Below are 16,967 nucleotides of genomic sequence, written 5' to 3'. Positions count from 1 at the left end.
TTTTTACTTCATGCTTCAGCAGCGTTCGCCGGGGAAGCGCTGCTACACAGCGCTTACACAGAATTCACGATAGCAGAAAATAATTGTCTAAAAATCAATTATTTCCAGCACCACATGTTTGGTTTGTTTATTGATCTTCCCTTTTGAACCATTGGAAGAGTAAGTGAATGTTTGTCTGGTGAATAATATAAAGGCACATCGGGAAGGTAATAAGCAAATTTCTGTTACATAGTCAATTCTACTTAATGACATATATGACGACTACACAGCAAAAGCCCAGGCTGAAAATCTTTACTTGGCATATCCACGGAAGCTACCTGTATTATCTGTCACAAGGAAATTATGACATCTATATTCCTGTCAACGAGCAACGTACTCCAGGGTATTATGGTAGAGGAAAGACATTTCCGTTCGGTGATAATGTACATGAGGTGCCGGTAAGAATGGTGAAAGATTTAGACTTCGATGTCATCCTTTATCAATCTACAAAAGACTATCTGGTAGACCAATATGATATTTTATCGCCCGCCCAGCGCAGATTGCCAAGGGTCTACCTGGAACATAACACGCCTGCCAAGAATCCTGTTACCACACGACATGTAGTAAACGATCGTCGCATTTGCCTGGTGCATGTGACACACTACAATCGGTTGATGTGGGACAATAACCGTACACCAGCTACTGTGATCGAGCATGGCGTGACGATGCCTGATGTGTCGTACACAGGGGAACTGGCTAAGGGACTTGTTACCATCAATCATTTGCCCCAGCGGGGCAGAGGACTGGGTTGGGATATCTTTCAGCACGTCCGCAATATATTGCCGGTAGACCTTGTAGGAATGGGCAATGGGCAGGATGGTCTTGGTGAGGTATTACATCCGCAGCTGCCATCGTTCAGAAGCCGGTACCGGTTCTATTTCCATCCTGTAAGGCATACCAGTCTGGCACTGGCTGTTTGTGAAGCAATGATGCAGGGGATGCCTGTTGTGGGATTGGCCACTACTGAGCTGGTAACCGTAATCGAGAATGGAAAGAACGGGTTCATTCACACAGATATTAATTATCTGATCAGGAAGATGAAGCTGTTGCTGAACGAGCCGGAACTCGCAGCACAAATGGGAGAGGCAGCGAAGACTACCGCCATGAAACGGTTTAATATAGATCGCTTTACTGCAGACTGGGAAAGGTTATTTGAAACTGTCTGCAGTGGAAATATGAATGAGATAATTTATACCGACCAACTATTCGGAAAGCAGGCAATAGAGTCTGATCACAGCACTATTACCAGTGATAACTGATTTAAAATTAAGTGTATGGGAAGGAGGATTGCGTTCATTAGTGAACATGCTTCACCACTGGCCGCTTTGGGGGGCGCAGATGCTGGAGGACAAAATGTATATGTGGGAGAAGTAGCCAGACAACTGGCCATCATGGGCTACCAGATCGACATCTTTACAAGGCGGGATGAAAACAAACTGCCGGATGTTGTAGCCTTCGGTGATAAAATAAGGATCATTCATGTCAATGCCGGGCCCGCAGAAGATATTCCCAAGGAGACACTGTTGCAATATATGCCAGCTTTTAAAGCAGATATGCTGCGTTTCATACAGCAGGAGCAAGTTAGCTACGAACTGATACATGCCAACTTTTTTATGTCAGCACTGGTAGCTATGGAACTGAAGAAAGAACTCGGTATACCTTTCGTAGTGACCTTCCATGCATTGGGACACATCCGTCGTATTCACCAGGGAGATAATGACCAGTTCCCGAGAGAACGGATCACTATTGAGGAGAATGCGGTGAAGGAGGCGAGCCTGATCATAGCTGAGTGCCCGCAGGACAGGGAAGACCTTATGACATATTACAACGCATCTGCTGAGAAGATCACGATCATTCCCTGTGGCGTTAATACAGATGAGCTTTATCCTATCAATAAGTCAGTGGCCCGTTCAGTATTAGGCCTGCCTTATGATGAAAAGGTATTACTGCAACTCGGACGTATGGTGCCAAGGAAAGGAGTGGACAATGTGATCATGGCATTGGCGAAGGTAAAATGCAGGAACGCGAAGGTGAGATTGCTGATAGTAGGCGGAGACGCAGATACTGCAAAAGAACTTGCACGTTTGAAGCAGCTGGCGGAGGATCTGAAGCTCAGTGATAAAGTATATTTCCTCGGACAAAAATCCAGGAACGAATTGAAATACTACTACACTGCAGCCGACCTGTTTATTACTACCCCATGGTATGAGCCTTTCGGCATCACACCACTGGAGGCGATGGCATGTGGCACTCCTGTGATTGGTAGTAATGTAGGGGGAATTAAATACAGTGTTGCCGACGGACAAACCGGTGTGCTGGTACCACCCAAAGATCCGGAAGCGCTTGCCCGCAAGATCACTATGCTGCTGCAGTCGCCGGCCCTGCTGAGAGAAATGGGCAACAATGCACTCAGAAGAGTGAACAGGTTGTTCACCTGGGAACTGGTGGCCCGCGATATGCAGAAAGTGTACGAAAGGGTTATCGGCGGCGATGATACATCATCTCCAAGAAACTTCAGAGCAGAAGAAAGTATTTCCTTATGAGAAGAGCAGTATTTATCGACAAAGATGGTACACTGATCAGTAACGTGCCCTACAATGCAGATCCGGACAAGATAGTGCTGGAACAAGGCGCAGTGGAAGGACTGCGCTTACTGCAGGAGAGAGGTTATGCACTGATCGTTGTTTCTAATCAGGCGGGTATTGCTCACGGATATTTCCGGGAAGAAGAGATGCAGCCTGTGATTGCGAAGGTAAGCCAACTGCTGAGCGAAGCGGGGATAGCATTGGATGGGTTTTATTATTGCCCTCATCATCCCGCGGGAAAAATAACGCCGTACGCCATCAGCTGCGATTGCCGGAAACCATTGCCCGGTATGCTGCTGCGGGCAGCAAAGGAGATGGATATCTTCCTCCCTGAATCGTGGATGATAGGAGATATATTGAATGATGTGGAAGCGGGCAATCGTGCCGGTTGCCAGTCTGTATTACTTAACAATGGGAATGAAACTGTGTGGGAAATGAATGAACATAATGAACCTGCATACATTGCAAATGATCTGCGGGACGCTGCTCAGTTTATTGTCAAAAACGCTACTGCAAAATTCAGAACATGGAACTCATATATCAAACGTTGATCAGGGCTTTTATGCAGCCTGCTGTACTGGTACTGGGCGACCTTATGATCGATACGTACCTGAGAGGCGCCAGCACACGTTTGTCGCCGGAAGCACCGGTGCCTGTTGTGGATATCAGTTCACATACATCCGTACTCGGAGGCGGTGCCAATACCGCTGCAAACCTACGCCATCTCGGAGCATCAGTAACCTTTGTCAGTCTTATTGGAGATGATTACGCTGCTAAACTGGCCGGCGACCTGCTGGCAAAAGAAGGCATCAGGGATGAGGTAGTGCGTTGTGCCACCCGGACCACAATGATAAAAACACGTGTGATTGCCGGGCAGCAACTGTTGACCCGCTATGATGAAGGAACAGAGATGCCGCTGGACGATGCCTGTGAAGCGCAGTTGATAGCCGTACTGGAAAGGGAATTTCCATTGCATGATGCCATCGTGATCGCTGACTATAATAAGGGCTTGCTCACTCCCGGTATCATTGCCACATTGGAACGGTTAAATGAACAACACAGGAAGTTCGTCGCCGTGGATGCCAAGAAGCTGCAACAGTATAAGGGCTTACAGCCTGCATTGGCAAAACCTAATTTCAAGGAGATGATGGCTATGTTGCAATTGCCCGAACAACCGTGCTCCAAGGCGCAACAGCTGGAAGAGATGGGTGAAGCGATCTATGCAACAACAGGAGCTGCTATCACGGCAGTGACGCTGGATGAAGAGGGCGCGTTGATCTTCCAGGAAGACAAACTGCTTTGTCATACTGCAGCACGTGCTGTTAGCAATCCGAATGTATCCGGCGCAGGAGACACCTATGTCAGCGCCTTTACACTGGCCAGTCTTGCAGGCGCAAGTCCACTCACTGCCGCTGAAATAGCCGGCGCCGCTGCAACAGTTGCGATCCGGAAAAACAATACCGCTCATTGTAAACAGGCAGAGCTTATTGCTTACTTCTCGATGAAAGATAAATATGTCCGCGATGCAGAAGAACTGGAGGCGCTCTGCGACATGTATAAGGCACAGGGTAAGAAGATCGTGTTCACTAACGGCTGTTTCGATATACTGCACAGCGGTCATGTAAGCTACCTGGAGAGGGCAGCTTCACTGGGAGATGTGCTAATCGTAGGCGTCAATACAGATGAGAGTATTAAGCGTTTAAAGGGGCCTGAGAGGCCCATTAACAGCCTGAGCGACCGGGTGCAGGTACTTGCAGGCCTGGGCGCTGTGAGCCATCTGATTGCGTTCGGAAGTGAGCAGGACGATACCCCGGAATCACTTATCCGCATCATAAAGCCTTCTGTATTTGCTAAAGGTGGTGACTATAGCAGGGAATCCCTGCCGGAGGCAGCAGCAGTAGAGGAATTCGGAGGAGAAGTGGTATTGCTGCCACTGGTGCCCGACCGTTCAACTACTTTGATCATCAAAAGAATTTACACAACACCTGCTTTAAAAGTAGCGGAGGGATAATGAAAAATGAATGGAAGAAATGCCGCCGCATACTCTGTATACGGCCGGATAATATAGGAGACCTGTTAATGAGCACACCTGCCATCAGGGCGTTAAAACAAACATTCAACTGTCACATTACAGTACTTGTTTCGTCCCTGGGTGCAGCAGTAGTTCCGGAAGTACCGGAGATAGACGATGCCATTGTATTTGATGTTCCCTGGGTGCAGACAACAGGTACGCCCGATCCTGCTCAGTTCAGCCAACTGGTGAATCAGCTGAAGGACGGCCGCTTTGACGCTGCTGTCATCTTCACCGTGTACAGTCAGAACCCCATGCCTTCGATTATGCTGGCATACCTGGCAGAGATACCTCTCAGACTGGCCTATTGCCGCGAAAATCCATATCAGTTGCTGACGCATTGGATACCCGATGAAGAACCATATACTTTCATCAGGCACCAGGTAGCGCGTGACCTTGAGCTGGTAGCACGGATCGGTGCCGTTACCGATAAGGAACAACTGAGTGTGCGTGCGAAGGAAATACTCTGGCCGGTGGTGTGTGAAAAACTGTTGTTGACAGGGCTCGATCCACAACAACCATGGATCGTTCTGCATCCTGAAGTATCGGAACAGAAACGCAAGTATCCTGTGAAGGATTGGATCGCAGCAGGAAGAAAGATCTGCGCAGCAACGAATTACCAGTTACTGATAACAGGAAAGAACAATGCTGCGGAAGCACGTGAGATAGCCGCAGGGATAGGCAGCCGCGCATTTTCAGCGGCAGGACTGTTTGACCTGGAAGAATTAATCATATTGATAAAACATGCACCGCTGTTACTCTCTGTTAATACAGGCACTATACATATTGCCGCTGCAGTACACACACCTGTACTTGTACTATATGCACTAACCAATCCGCAGCACACTCCCTGGCGTGTTACCAGCAAGGTGCTTTACTTCGATGTACCGGCGCCGCTGCAGAGTAAGAACGAAGTGGTGAAACACGTATACCGCTCTTTCTCCGCAGAAAAGCTACCGTTAGCAACGCCTGATAATATTGCCAAAATGACCCTGGCCATGCTGGAGCTCACTACCGCTTCTTCAGGTAGTTTCGAGGAGCCGCATGCCCTTTCTTAAAACGATCTCATAATCCGGTTCAGTAGTCCAGTCAATTGTATAGTGCAGTTGTTTATTCAACGGCGCCCAGCGAACGGGTTCTCCATCCATACTGATAATAACGCTGGGTGTTTCAAATGCTGCCGCCATGTGTGATACACCTGTACAATTGGACAGCAGGGCGCGTGCATTTTTAATGAGCACTCCCAGGCTGCCCAGTGTGGTCTGTCCCGCAGTATTGATGGATTTGTGCTTCATCAGTCCCGCTACGGCTTCAGTAAGCGGACGTTCCTCCGGTGTACCGGTGAGTACTATTTTCCATCCCTTCTCTGCAAATTCATCTGCCATCGCGGCAAACATATGTGGCGGCCATTGTCGCCAGCTACCTCTCGATCCGGGATGTACACAGAGATATTCCTGTGCTTCCAGTGGAAGGTCCAGCTGATTGAAGTCCTCCATGTCTTTTGCCGTAATGGGAAACTCCAGGTAAGTACCCTGCCGGGGAATATCAAGATATTCCAGCAGCAGCAGGTGACGTTCTATTTCTGATACATCTTCAGGATATTCCAGAAAAAGGCCGGCATCGGGGCAACCATCTTCCTGTCGCCAGTAGCCGGCCGTATATCGTCCACCCATTAGCGCAACCATCGGGTTCACAATAGAACCATTGCCCTGCATCTGCAACACCAGGTCAAACCGTTGTTCCTGCATGGCAGTCAGAAAGGGAGGGAACTGCTCGGGAATCACGGGCTGTTCCGGCAATCCGGGATAACCCGGAAAATGGACAAAAGCATCCAGGTATCTGGAAAACCTTTCTACAAACGAAACAGCCCATGGTAATCCCAGCAGGGTAATGTGTGCTTCCGGAAATGCCGTGCGTAAGGCACGCAATGCCGGAACAGTACACAACATATCTCCTAATTGTAATGCGCGGAAGACCGCTATCTTATGAATTGAATCAGGCATCATTCTACAGGTAAAGTACTTTATAGCGCCAGGCTCCATAGAGGCTCCAGTAAGTTGCCGCAAATGGAATGGCTGCCGATGTGACGATCATTTCAAGTATATGTGACGCAGTATGCGAAGTATGTTTCAGCCGCTTACCTGCAAATAATCCAATCATCAATAACCATGCGCCAAATAATACTGCTGATGCAGTGTATGCTCCATCGAATGCAAAAAAAGCGCCGAGCAGGAAAAAGCAGATCATCAGGTAATAATTCCAGGCAGGTCTCCGCTGGATCCTTTCCCTGTACAATTTGGGAAATTTTTTATATAACAGTGCATTGAAAATGTTCTTACGCTGTTCACCTACACTGATCCCCCAGCGGGCTTTCCGTGCGGGGTGGAGTACTATGGCGTTTTGAAGGTGATAAATGGGAATGTTTTGTTGTAATAACCTGAACTCAAGATCACTGTCTTCGCGCCAGGCCGTTTTAAAAGATTCATCAAAACCATTCACCATTTCCAATGCCTGTCTTGTACAGGCACAATTTGCCGTTACAAAATCTGCTTTCTCAAGTTGGGCTGTATTCCATTCATAATCAGTAGGGCGTCCTTTTATGGGCACTACCACGCGCCCCGTGTAAACGGCCGCGCGTTCTCCCTTCCATGCCTGCCAGATGCTCTGCAGCCAGTTGGGGTCTGGAATAGTATCATCGTCGGTAAATGCGATGATAGGTGCATCGGACGCGCGCCATCCTGCGTTTCTTGCAGCAGCAGGACCTCCTTTTTGTGGCAGTGGCAAATATTTTACCTCTATCAGACTGGCATATTTCCAGCTGCAGGCCAGTTGCCGGGTATACTTATCCGGACCATCACTGACCACAATTACATCGAAATCGCTCTTGTCAAACTCCTGTTCCTCTAAAGCCCTCAGGCAACGGGACAGTAACTCCGGACGTTTGTAGGTGGGTATAACCACGGTGATTTTCTTCTCCATTGGCGGGTTATTTTTGAATGAGGAATGAACCAATTACTAAAGCGTCAAACGGGGATGACCAGAAACATTCAACAGCATCGCGCGGCGTACAAACAATGGGTTTGCCGAGTGTGTTGAATGATGTGTTGATCAGCACAGGTACACCTGTTTTCTTGTAGAAGGCCTGCAGCAAATCATAATAACGGCTATGCTGGCTTCTGTTAATCGTCTGTATGCGCGCGGTACCATCCACATGTGTAACTGCAGGTATTTTATCTTTCTTATCGGGTTTTACATCATATACAAACAGCATGAAAGGAGAGAAGTGCGCGCCTTCAAACCAGTCGCCGGCCACTTCTTCCAGGACTACGGGCGCTACCGGACGGAAGTCTTCACGGTCTTTTACTTCGTTCAGCCTTGCCTGCATATTTGCAGAGATGGGAGACGCGAGAATAGATCGGCTGCCTAATGCACGCGGCCCAAATTCCATTCTGCCCTGGTACCAGCCAATGATCTTATCCTGCGCCAGCAGTTCAGCTGTTTCTTCTGCTACATTGCCAAGCTTGCGGTAAGGAGTTTTTGTCCAGTCCAGGAATGTTTTGATCTCATCATCGTTATACTCAGGTCCCCAATAGGCGTGGTCCATATGGAAAGTTTTTTCCTGGCTGTTGCGCAGCGTAGCGTCTGTCCACAACGCAGCTCCCAGTGCAGTGCCTGCATCACCGGATGCTGGTTGTACCCATATATCTTTAAAGATGCCGGCATCCCTGATTTTTGCATTGAGCACACAGTTTAAAGCTACACCACCGGCAAAGCAGAGATTGTCGGCGCCTGTTTTCTTCTGCAACCAGTCGCTGATCTGCAGTACAGACTCCTGTAGTACCGCCTGCAACGAGTGGGCAATGTTAAAGTGATGCGCAGTAAACTCATCACCTTTCTTTCTCGGAGGGCCCAGCAGTTCTACCATCTGTTCATCATCAATACTATATTCGCCATGATCGGATAAGCTGATCATAGACCTGAAAGCATTGACAAAAACCGGTTTACCATAAGATGCCAGTGCCATCACTTTGTATTCATCGGAAGAATGCAGGAAGCCAAGATGTGTAGTGACTTTTTCATACAGTAATCCAAGAGAATGTGGCATGTTCACCTGACTGATGCGATCGAGGCTGTTGCCCTTGCCGAGACTGAACGTAGTGGTTGCTTTTTCTCCGCGTCCGTCCATCGTCATGACTGCCGCCTCGTCGAAGGGAGAGGGCAGGAAAGCACTGGCGGCATGGCATAGATGATGTTCTACAAAATGCCATTGATCGTTATGAAAACGGGCGCCATGAAAACGTTTCTGCAGGTGATGCGGATAACCGTCAGTAAGCTGGCCCGGTGCATTAATGATCGCAGAAAGGAACAGCGGATCCCAGGGGGATATCCATTTTTCCGGTACAAATTGCGATGGTTGCCTCAACGGAATATCTATCTCATGCTTGTTGGCATCTTCCTCGGTCAGCAGAATAAACGGATCAAAGGAATAAGAAATGTGATCGACATCTCCGAGATGAATGTTGGCGGTCTGAAGGCAATAATCGATGGCATGATAAGGCAGCTCATAAGCAGAAAAGGGAATGGGTCTTTTTCCATGTTTGATATGTGTGAAGCGCTCATCTTCTGCCGCGGCAATCAGTTGCCCGTCTTTAACAATGCATGCTGCTGAGTCGTGAAAAGCGGCATTGATACCAAGTGTGTACATAATAAATGGGTTTATCAGTAATGGTGAATATCAGTAAGAAGGGCAACAAACGATCCCTCGCTTATTGCCCTGTTTGTTGTAGTGCCACGAACCACCCTGTAACACTACTTATGAGTTTCCTTTTGGAGGCTCCCATTGAATGTCGTCTGCGTCTTCTTCGGAAAGATTGTTTTCTTCCAGGTCTTCTTCGTCCAGTTCCGGCGTATCGTCTGATTCTTCTTCCGTATCGCCGGCCAGATCATCGTCGCGGTCTACATCATTTACTTCGTCTCTTTCTTGCTGATCTTCCGCCAGCCTGGCATTCAATGGTTCTTTTGCATCGGATGGCCGTTGTTTGATGTTTGTTTTTTGCATACGGATCTGTTTTGTGAAATGAATAAATTACAAATCAAGGGTACATATGAAGGCGTTCAAAGATTACGCCATGACGCTTGTATGTCGGTAACATGCCGTTCGCTCCGGTGAAAGGGAAAACTTGTCCACACACCTATGTAAGATGAGAAACAGTTACTGTACAGCGCTTACGGTAAGCGCTGTATGGCATGTTTATCGCCCGAAGAAAACTGACGATCATCTGGAGATTTGTTTACCATAAAAATGATTTAACTATGTTCCATCATGTAAAGGATTTACAATTTAATGTCCGTGTATCTAAACCGGACCCGCGCTTTGCAGCGCTTTTGCTTGAACAGTTTGGTGGTGGCAACGGTGAACTGAAGGCAGCCATGCAATATTTTGTTCAGGCCTTCGGCGCCAGAAGGCCATATCCTGATAAATACGATATGCTGATGGATATTGCAACGGAGGAGTTCAGTCACCTTGAAATAGTGGGCGCTACCATACAGTTGTTGTTAACCGGTATCAATGGCGAACTAAAGAATGCAGCCGACAACTCTGAGCTCATGGAAACAATGCAGGGTACTGCCAGGAAGGAAGAGTATATTCATCATGCAATGATGCATCCTGAGTTCCTCGTCCACAGCGGTGGTGGCCCTATGCTCACCAATAGTCAGGGTGTACCATGGACTGGTGCTTATGTAAATGCCAATAATGATCTGACCGTCGACCTGCGTTCAGATATGGCAGCAGAATCACGGGCAAAGATCACTTATGAATACCTGATGAAGTTCACAGATGATCCATACGTGAAGGAAACGCTCATGTTCCTTATGACCAGAGAGATCGCGCACTTCCAGATGTTTGAAGCGGCCCTCGACACTATTCAACCAAACTTCCCTCCGGGAGTATTACAGGGAGATCCGCGATACAGTAATCAGTATTTCAATATGTCAGATACGAACAAAGTCAGAGGTTCGTGGAATAAAGGAGAAAGTACACAACTCGGCGAACAATGGCAGTATATCGAAAACCCGGTTGGGTATGTGCACGAAACCCATGGTCTTTCAGGAATTCAGCCGGAAGGAACGGCACGTACCATGGAGGGAGTGAAAGAACTGGATCAGAGTATGAGTGAACTGAGAAGTACGGAAATTAACGCAGCCGCTGCACCTGGTGAGGCGCAATGGAGTACTTACGATGACGATGGCAATGGTTTTATCAGATAAGGGTGGAGTGGGGTCGGCAATAGCCGGCCCCGCTTTTTTTTGTGTCTATGCCTGCTACCTAAAAAAATAGTAACTCAAGGTTTTAAACAGGTACAAGTCTCAAAGCGGTATCAAAGCGAGTCTCAGGTAGACCGAAACCAGGGTTAAGGTTCGGTCGATGTTCGGTCGAGGTAGCCTCATCCTCCCTTCATCTTCCGTTCCGGAACGGAAGATGAAGGGAGGATGAGGCTACCTCGACCGAATCTCAACTATATCTCAGGCACATAAAAGTAATCCGATCTACTCCGGTACCAATCCGGTACCAACGGTGTACCAATGGCCTCATCTTATGTTCATCCTACGTTTTTGAACGTAAGATGAACATAAGATGAGGCCATTGGTATACTGTTGGTACCGAATACATACTTATGCCCTTCTATTGCTCAAATCGTAGTAATAACCCGGCGTTATGTGTTTGTAGCCCGAATCTCCGGGAATCAGCACGGATGCCGCCCCGGTCTGCCCAAAGAATAACATTTGGTTCTTCATTTCAGGAAAATAGCGTACACTTGTTGCAACATATAGTTTGTCTTTAATGTTCGAATGCTCAAAATCAATTAGTTAGTAATGCCGGAGGCTGATGTCATCATTGTAGGAGGAGGCTTAGCCGGTTTAACCGGCGCCTTGCACTTGCTACGTGCAGGGCTGCGGGTTATTGTTATTGAAAAATACCCTTTTCCCAGACATAAGGTGTGCGGAGAATACATCTCCAACGAGGTATTGCCTTACCTGCAATGGCTGGGAGCGGATCCTGCGGTACTGCAGCCTGCCAGGATTGACCGGGTAAGGATTTCGGCTGTTTCAGGTAAAAGTGTGGAAGCGGGATTACCCCTGGGCGGTTTCGGCGTCAGCCGTTATCTGCTGGACCAGTTCCTGATGCAGCAGATGGTGGCAGCCGGCGGAATATTGCTGGAAGATACAGTGACGGATATCTCCTTTGACAATGACCGGTTTACGGTCAGTACAGCCCTGGAACGGCAGCTAACAGCCCGCTTTGTGATTGGCGCTTACGGCAAAAGATCCGGGCTGGACCAGCAGCTGTCGCGTAGCTTTTCTTCTCAGAAGTCGCCGTGGCTGGCGGTCAAGAGCCATTATGAAGGCGATTTTCCGGACGGGTTGGTAGCGCTGCACAATTTCATGGGGGGCTATTGCGGTGTATCTAAAGTAGAGAATAATATCATCAATATCTGCTACCTCGTCAGTTACGACAGTTTCAGGCGCTTTAAAAATATAGCAGCACACCAGCAGGAAGTGCTCTATCGCAACCCGCACCTGAAAGAAGTACTGGAACACAGCCGGCCGCTGTTTGAGCGACCGCTTACTATCAGCCAGGTTTCGTTCGCAGAAAAACAGAAAGTGGACAACCATATCCTGATGACAGGCGATACTGCCGGCCTTATCCATCCGCTTTGCGGAAACGGCATGGCAATGGCTATACATAGTGCAAAGATTGCCGCAGAACAGATCCTGGCTTTCTTTTCAGGCCATCAGTCTTCCAGACAGGAACTGGAGCTGCACTATGCCAGTGCCTGGAAAAAGGAGTTTAATAAACGGATGCAGGCAGGCAAGATACTGTCTGCGGTTTTCCGGAAACAGGAGCTGGCAGCAGGCATTATGAGTGGCCTGGTGCTCTTCCCGGCGCTGCTGCCTGTCATTGTCAGGCAGACACATGGAAAACCTTTTAAAATGGAAAGTACGTATGTTCGTTAATACCAGTCAGAGAACCCTGGCACCCGAGATCATGGATGACTTCCAAATGGAAGGACAGGAGCTGAGAGACACGCTCGACCAGATTGCACAGGTTAATCAGCTGCTGGGAGGCAACAGCATCACGCTGGAAGGGGTCAGCATGCTGATGGAAGATGTGCGGCCCGGAAAGGAAGTGACGATAGTGGATATTGGCTGTGGTAATGGCGACATGTTGCGGGCACTGTCCAGAATGGCCCATAAAAAGGGCTGGCGGGTAAAACTGGTGGGTATTGATGCCAACGAGTATACTGTTAAATATGCGTCCGTTTTATCTGCACAATACCCGGAAATCACTTACTATTGTATGAACATTCTGGGTGAAGAATTCAGGGAAATGCAATACGATATTGTACTATGTACGCTTACACTGCATCACTTTGAAGACCGCCAGATCATGAAACTGATGTCACTCTTCCGCAGGAATGCCGCCATTGGGATCATTATTAACGACCTGCACAGAAGCGCGCTGGCGTACCATCTGTTCCAGCTTTTCAGCAGGCTTACGGGAATGGGAAGGATGGCAAAGGAAGATGGGTTGGTATCCATCCTGCGGGGATTTAAAAGAAAAGAAATACAGCAACTGTCACGAAAATTGAATTTCAATCAATATACACTCAGATGGAAATGGGCTTTCCGTTACCAGTGGATAATTACTAATGTATGAGCGTTAAAATAACAGCAGTATCGAAAGCCTTACCTCCTTATACCAGAAGCACGGAAGAGATTATGCCCTTTCTTGATATCTGGTTGTCCGGCCAGGAAGACCGTTTCGCGAGAAAAGTTAAAAAGATCTTTGAGAATGCAGCTGTTGACAGACGCTACTCTATTATGAGCCCTGAAGAAGTGTTTACCAACACTTCCTTTGAAGAAAAGAACGACATTTATGTAAGAGAAGTGATTAAGCTGGGCAGCCAGTGTCTGGTGAACGCATTGGAAAAAGCGGGTCTTGAAGCGATGGACCTGGACTATATCATCACCGTCAGCTGTACCGGTATTATGATCCCCTCACTGGATGCATACCTGATTAACCTGTTGCAATTACGCCAGGATATTGTGCGTTTGCCGGTAACGGAGATGGGTTGCGCTGCGGGGATATCCGGGATGATCTACGCCAAAAGGTTCCTGGAGGCTAATCCGGGTAAAAGGGCCGCGGTGATCGCTATAGAGTCGCCTACCGCTACATTCCAGCTGGAAGACTACTCCATGCCCAATATTGTAAGTGCCGCTATTTTTGGCGATGGTGCTGCCTGTGCGATCCTTTCTTCCCATGAAGAGGATAATGGTCCGCAGATAATTGGAGAAGGGATGTACCATTTCTACGAAGCCGAACATTTAATGGGTTTTAAGCTCACTAATACCGGTTTACAGATGGTGCTGGATGTTGAGGTGCCCAATACCATTGCCGCCCATTTTCCGGCTATTATACACCCTTTCCTGGACAATTACGGTTACCGCATAGAAGACATCCACCACCTGATCTTCCATCCCGGAGGAAAGAAGATCATTCAGACGGTTGAAGAACTGTTTGGCGAGATGGGAAAGAATATTGACGATACAAAGGAAGTGCTACGTTTATACGGTAATATGTCCAGCGCCACCGTGCTGTATGTACTGGAGCGTTTTATGGACAGAGGAGTGCCGGCAGGTGAGAAGGGACTGATGCTGAGTTTTGGCCCGGGCTTTTCTGCACAGCGAATATTGTTACAATGGTAAAAGAATTTGCATCACATCATTACTGGGCACTGATACTCGGCGGCAGCAGTGGTTTAGGGCTGGCTGCAGCGCGGAAACTCGCCATGCATGGCATGAACATCTGCATCGTACATAGGGATACCCGGGTGGACATGGAGCGTATCAACAGCGATTTTCAAGACATCAGGGCTTACGGTGTACAGGTACTTGCATACAATGCCGATGCTGTGAATGCAGGTAAGCGCCAGGAAGTGCTGGCAGCATTGAAGGTGGCTATGGGCGATAAGGGACGCGTAAGAACGGTGGTGCATAGTATTGCCAAAGGGAATCTCAAAGCCATGAACAGTGATAACGCCCGGCTGAGCACCGACGATTTCCACATTACCCTCGGCAATATGGCTATCAGTCTGTACGACTGGACCCAGGAGCTGGTAGAGCAGCAGCTTTTTGCACCCGATGCGAGGGTGCTCTCTTTTACCAGTGAAGGCAGCAGCAAGGCCTGGAAACACTATGGCGCAGTAGCGGCAGCGAAAGCGGCTCTGGAGTCGATCAGCCGTCAGATTGCCCTCGAATTTGCACCACTGGGCCTGAGGGCCAACTGCATACAGGCCGGCGTAACTGACACCCGCTCTATGCAGCAGATACCCGGCAGTGAACACATTATCACATATACAAAACAGCGTAATCCCTTTCATCGCCTCACAACTCCTGAAGATGTAGCGAATGCTGTCTACCTTTTGTGTAAAGACGAAGCAGCATGGATCAATGGGGCTGTGATCCCGGTGAATGGAGGTGAACATATCAGTCAGGCATGACAATACAAGACATTCTGCAGCAATTACCCTTTGCGCCACCCTTCCTCTTCGTAGATGGCCTGGACGCTATAGACAGTGAAAAGGTACAGGGACACTTTACTTTCAGGGAAGACATGGAATGTTATAAGGGGCATTTCAAAGGATACCCTGTTACCCCGGGGGTATTACTGACAGAAGTAATGGCACAGGTGGGACTGGTTTGCCTGGGCATCTATCTGCTGGGCGATGAAGTATTGGCGAAAAATATGACCTTCGGACTGACATCCACAGAAATTGAATTCCTGCGCCCCGTTTTTCCCGGAGAGAAAGTAACGGTTTATGCAGAAAAGGTATATTTCCGCTTTGGAAAATTAAAGTGCAGGGTCACGCTGAAAAACGAAGCACAGGACGATGTGTGCAGTGGCACTATTGCCGGAATGATCATTAGCAAACCACATGAATAAAAGAGTAGTTGTGACAGGCCTGGGCGTAGCCGCTCCTAATGGTGTTGGCATTCCCGCTTTTGCAGAAGCTATTAAGGCAGGTACTTCGGGTATCCGTCATGATGCAGAGCTGGCGGCCTTACAGTTCTCCTGTCAGATAGCGGGGAAACCTGAAGTGCCCGAAATATTGCAGTTACAATACCTGGATGCCCTCGAGCTGAGGAATTTCAACAGCAATGGTATCCTGTACGGGCTAATTGCCGGTATAGATGCCTGGAAGGATGCGCAGCTGCCGGTAGGCGCTGAGCTGGCGCCGGACTGGGATAGTGGTACCATCTTCGGCGCAGGGTCTGCCGGCGTGGATAAACTGCGGGAAGCCATCTATAAAGTAGACGCCCTGCAGGTGCGTCGCCTGGGCAGTACTGTAGTGCCGCAAACCATGGCCAGTGGCATCAGTGCCTGGCTGGGAGGGAAACTGGCGCTGGCCAACCAGGTCACCACCAATTCCTCCGCCTGTGCCACCGGGGCAGAAAGTGTGCTGATGGCTTATGAACGTATCCGTAACGGACATGCAAAACGGATGCTGGCAGGTAGTACCAGCGATGCAGGCCCTTATATCTGGGGTGGCTTCGATGGCCTCAAGGTTTGTACTTTTAAACATAACGACCATCCCGCGGCAGGTTCCCGCCCTATGAGCGCATCCGCCAGTGGCTTTGTACCGGGCAGCGGGGCCGGGGCATTGGTACTGGAATCGCTGGACAGTGCACTGGAACGCGGTGCAATCATCTATGCAGAAGTGCTGGGCGGACATATCAACGCCGGTGCACAAAGAGGAGATGGCTCTATGACAGCGCCCAATAGTACAGCTGTACAGCGCTGCATACAGGAGGCCATTAAAGCCGCAGGCGTAGCGCCAGAGGAGATAGACGCCATTAACGGACATCTCACAGCTACGGGAAAGGATGCACTGGAAATTGAGAACTGGAGCATAGCGCTGGGAAGAAAAAGGAAGGACTTCCCTTATATCAATGCGCTGAAATGTATGATTGGCCATTGCCTCAGCGCCTCTGGCAGTATAGAGCTGGTAGCTGCCGTATTACAGCTCCACGAAGGCTTCCTGTTCCCCAATATCAATTGCGAAGACCTGCATCCGGATATAGCAGCGATCATTGATCCGGAAAAAATACCTCAGCAGTTGCTTTATAAAGAATTAAATTTGATAGCGAAAGCCAGTTTTGGCTTTGGAGATGTGAATGCCTGTGTGATATTAAAGAAGTATAAATAA

General features: G+C 48.6%; 16 protein-coding genes. 12 read left to right on the top strand and 4 right to left on the bottom strand.

The window, feature by feature from the left end; genetic code table 11:
- Positions 1 to 245 precede the first annotated feature (245 nt).
- The 5 genes from L3C95_RS33640 to L3C95_RS33620 are packed head-to-tail and all read left to right on the top strand — an operon-like array spanning position 246 to position 5,753.
- Entirely contained in the window at positions 246 to 1,298 is a 1,053-nt protein-coding gene (locus L3C95_RS33640; RefSeq protein WP_236395057.1) for a glycosyltransferase, read from the top strand.
- 15 nt (positions 1,299 to 1,313) lie between these two features.
- On the top strand, positions 1,314 to 2,582 hold the full coding sequence (locus tag L3C95_RS33635) for a glycosyltransferase family 4 protein (protein ID WP_236395056.1): 1,269 nt from the start codon (positions 1,314 to 1,316) through the stop codon (positions 2,580 to 2,582).
- Complete coding sequence (locus L3C95_RS33630; protein ID WP_236395055.1) at positions 2,579 to 3,175, top strand: D-glycero-alpha-D-manno-heptose-1,7-bisphosphate 7-phosphatase; 597 nt, start codon at positions 2,579 to 2,581, stop codon at positions 3,173 to 3,175. Before L3C95_RS33635 ends, L3C95_RS33630 begins: the two co-directional genes overlap by 4 nt.
- Entirely contained in the window at positions 3,151 to 4,635 is a 1,485-nt protein-coding gene (gene rfaE2, locus L3C95_RS33625; protein ID WP_236395054.1) for a D-glycero-beta-D-manno-heptose 1-phosphate adenylyltransferase, read from the top strand. The genes L3C95_RS33630 and rfaE2 overlap by 25 nt, the downstream gene beginning before the upstream one ends.
- Entirely contained in the window at positions 4,635 to 5,753 is a 1,119-nt protein-coding gene (locus L3C95_RS33620) for a glycosyltransferase family 9 protein (RefSeq protein WP_236395053.1), read from the top strand. The genes rfaE2 and L3C95_RS33620 overlap by 1 nt, the downstream gene beginning before the upstream one ends.
- Here L3C95_RS33620 and L3C95_RS33615 read toward each other — a convergent pair.
- The 4 genes from L3C95_RS33615 to L3C95_RS33600 form a co-directional block, all read right to left on the bottom strand.
- Positions 5,718 to 6,698 carry a glycosyltransferase family 9 protein gene (locus L3C95_RS33615; RefSeq protein WP_236395052.1) on the bottom strand — a complete coding sequence of 327 codons (981 nt, stop codon included), beginning with the start codon at positions 6,696 to 6,698 and terminating at the stop codon, positions 5,718 to 5,720. The genes L3C95_RS33620 and L3C95_RS33615 overlap by 36 nt on opposite strands.
- A 4-nt stretch (positions 6,699 to 6,702) precedes the next feature.
- The gene (locus L3C95_RS33610; RefSeq protein ID WP_236395051.1) at positions 6,703 to 7,674 is read right to left on the bottom strand and encodes a glycosyltransferase family 2 protein; all 972 of its coding nucleotides are present in this window, start codon (positions 7,672 to 7,674) and stop codon (positions 6,703 to 6,705) included.
- A 7-nt stretch (positions 7,675 to 7,681) separates the two neighbouring features.
- Positions 7,682 to 9,400 carry a carbamoyltransferase gene (locus L3C95_RS33605; RefSeq protein WP_236395050.1) on the bottom strand — a complete coding sequence of 573 codons (1,719 nt, stop codon included), beginning with the start codon at positions 9,398 to 9,400 and terminating at the stop codon, positions 7,682 to 7,684.
- Between the two features lie 108 nt (positions 9,401 to 9,508).
- Positions 9,509 to 9,754, bottom strand: a complete 246-nt coding sequence (locus L3C95_RS33600) for a hypothetical protein (RefSeq protein ID WP_236395049.1) — start codon at positions 9,752 to 9,754, stop codon at positions 9,509 to 9,511.
- A gap of 254 nt (positions 9,755 to 10,008) precedes the next feature.
- Here L3C95_RS33600 and L3C95_RS33595 point away from each other — a divergent pair, with 254 nt between their 5' ends.
- The 7 genes from L3C95_RS33595 (at position 10,009) to L3C95_RS33565 (ending at position 16,967) form a co-directional block, all read left to right on the top strand.
- Complete coding sequence (locus L3C95_RS33595; RefSeq protein ID WP_236395048.1) at positions 10,009 to 10,965, top strand: manganese catalase family protein; 957 nt, start codon at positions 10,009 to 10,011, stop codon at positions 10,963 to 10,965.
- Between the two features lie 606 nt (positions 10,966 to 11,571).
- On the top strand, positions 11,572 to 12,714 hold the full coding sequence (locus tag L3C95_RS33590) for an NAD(P)/FAD-dependent oxidoreductase (protein ID WP_236395047.1): 1,143 nt from the start codon (positions 11,572 to 11,574) through the stop codon (positions 12,712 to 12,714).
- Entirely contained in the window at positions 12,704 to 13,417 is a 714-nt protein-coding gene (locus L3C95_RS33585; RefSeq protein WP_236395046.1) for a methyltransferase domain-containing protein, read from the top strand. Before L3C95_RS33590 ends, L3C95_RS33585 begins: the two co-directional genes overlap by 11 nt.
- A complete protein-coding gene (locus L3C95_RS33580) occupies positions 13,414 to 14,466 on the top strand; it encodes a type III polyketide synthase (protein WP_236395045.1) in 1,053 nt (350 codons plus the stop codon). The genes L3C95_RS33585 and L3C95_RS33580 overlap by 4 nt, the downstream gene beginning before the upstream one ends.
- A complete protein-coding gene (locus L3C95_RS33575) occupies positions 14,460 to 15,260 on the top strand; it encodes an SDR family oxidoreductase (protein ID WP_236395044.1) in 801 nt (266 codons plus the stop codon). Before L3C95_RS33580 ends, L3C95_RS33575 begins: the two co-directional genes overlap by 7 nt.
- Complete coding sequence (locus L3C95_RS33570; RefSeq protein ID WP_236395043.1) at positions 15,257 to 15,703, top strand: 3-hydroxyacyl-ACP dehydratase FabZ family protein; 447 nt, start codon at positions 15,257 to 15,259, stop codon at positions 15,701 to 15,703. Before L3C95_RS33575 ends, L3C95_RS33570 begins: the two co-directional genes overlap by 4 nt.
- Entirely contained in the window at positions 15,696 to 16,967 is a 1,272-nt protein-coding gene (locus L3C95_RS33565; protein ID WP_236395042.1) for a beta-ketoacyl-[acyl-carrier-protein] synthase family protein, read from the top strand. Before L3C95_RS33570 ends, L3C95_RS33565 begins: the two co-directional genes overlap by 8 nt.

The sequence above is a fragment of the Chitinophaga filiformis genome (assembly GCF_021646545.1).
Lineage (GTDB): Bacteria > Bacteroidota > Bacteroidia > Chitinophagales > Chitinophagaceae > Chitinophaga > Chitinophaga filiformis_A.
The sequence above is the reverse complement of the archived record's forward strand: the minus strand, read 5'-3'. Positions and strand labels throughout refer to the sequence as shown.

What these genes read in the sequence shown, in the direction of transcription:
- L3C95_RS33640 (WP_236395057.1), top strand. Translation starts at nt 246, where the DNA reads ATGACATATATGACGACTACACAGCAAAAGCCCAGGCTGAAAATCTTT.
- L3C95_RS33635 (WP_236395056.1), top strand. Translation starts at nt 1,314, where the DNA reads ATGGGAAGGAGGATTGCGTTCATTAGTGAACATGCTTCACCACTGGCC.
- L3C95_RS33630 (WP_236395055.1), top strand. Translation starts at nt 2,579, where the DNA reads ATGAGAAGAGCAGTATTTATCGACAAAGATGGTACACTGATCAGTAAC.
- rfaE2 (WP_236395054.1), top strand. Translation starts at nt 3,151, where the DNA reads ATGGAACTCATATATCAAACGTTGATCAGGGCTTTTATGCAGCCTGCT.
- L3C95_RS33620 (WP_236395053.1), top strand. Translation starts at nt 4,635, where the DNA reads ATGAAAAATGAATGGAAGAAATGCCGCCGCATACTCTGTATACGGCCG.
- L3C95_RS33615 (WP_236395052.1), bottom strand. Translation starts at nt 6,698, where the DNA reads ATGCCTGATTCAATTCATAAGATAGCGGTCTTCCGCGCATTACAATTA.
- L3C95_RS33610 (WP_236395051.1), bottom strand. Translation starts at nt 7,674, where the DNA reads ATGGAGAAGAAAATCACCGTGGTTATACCCACCTACAAACGTCCGGAG.
- L3C95_RS33605 (WP_236395050.1), bottom strand. Translation starts at nt 9,400, where the DNA reads ATGTACACACTTGGTATCAATGCCGCTTTTCACGACTCAGCAGCATGC.
- L3C95_RS33600 (WP_236395049.1), bottom strand. Translation starts at nt 9,754, where the DNA reads ATGCAAAAAACAAACATCAAACAACGGCCATCCGATGCAAAAGAACCA.
- L3C95_RS33595 (WP_236395048.1), top strand. Translation starts at nt 10,009, where the DNA reads ATGTTCCATCATGTAAAGGATTTACAATTTAATGTCCGTGTATCTAAA.
- L3C95_RS33590 (WP_236395047.1), top strand. Translation starts at nt 11,572, where the DNA reads ATGCCGGAGGCTGATGTCATCATTGTAGGAGGAGGCTTAGCCGGTTTA.
- L3C95_RS33585 (WP_236395046.1), top strand. Translation starts at nt 12,704, where the DNA reads ATGTTCGTTAATACCAGTCAGAGAACCCTGGCACCCGAGATCATGGAT.
- L3C95_RS33580 (WP_236395045.1), top strand. Translation starts at nt 13,414, where the DNA reads ATGAGCGTTAAAATAACAGCAGTATCGAAAGCCTTACCTCCTTATACC.
- L3C95_RS33575 (WP_236395044.1), top strand. Translation starts at nt 14,460, where the DNA reads ATGGTAAAAGAATTTGCATCACATCATTACTGGGCACTGATACTCGGC.
- L3C95_RS33570 (WP_236395043.1), top strand. Translation starts at nt 15,257, where the DNA reads ATGACAATACAAGACATTCTGCAGCAATTACCCTTTGCGCCACCCTTC.
- L3C95_RS33565 (WP_236395042.1), top strand. Translation starts at nt 15,696, where the DNA reads ATGAATAAAAGAGTAGTTGTGACAGGCCTGGGCGTAGCCGCTCCTAAT.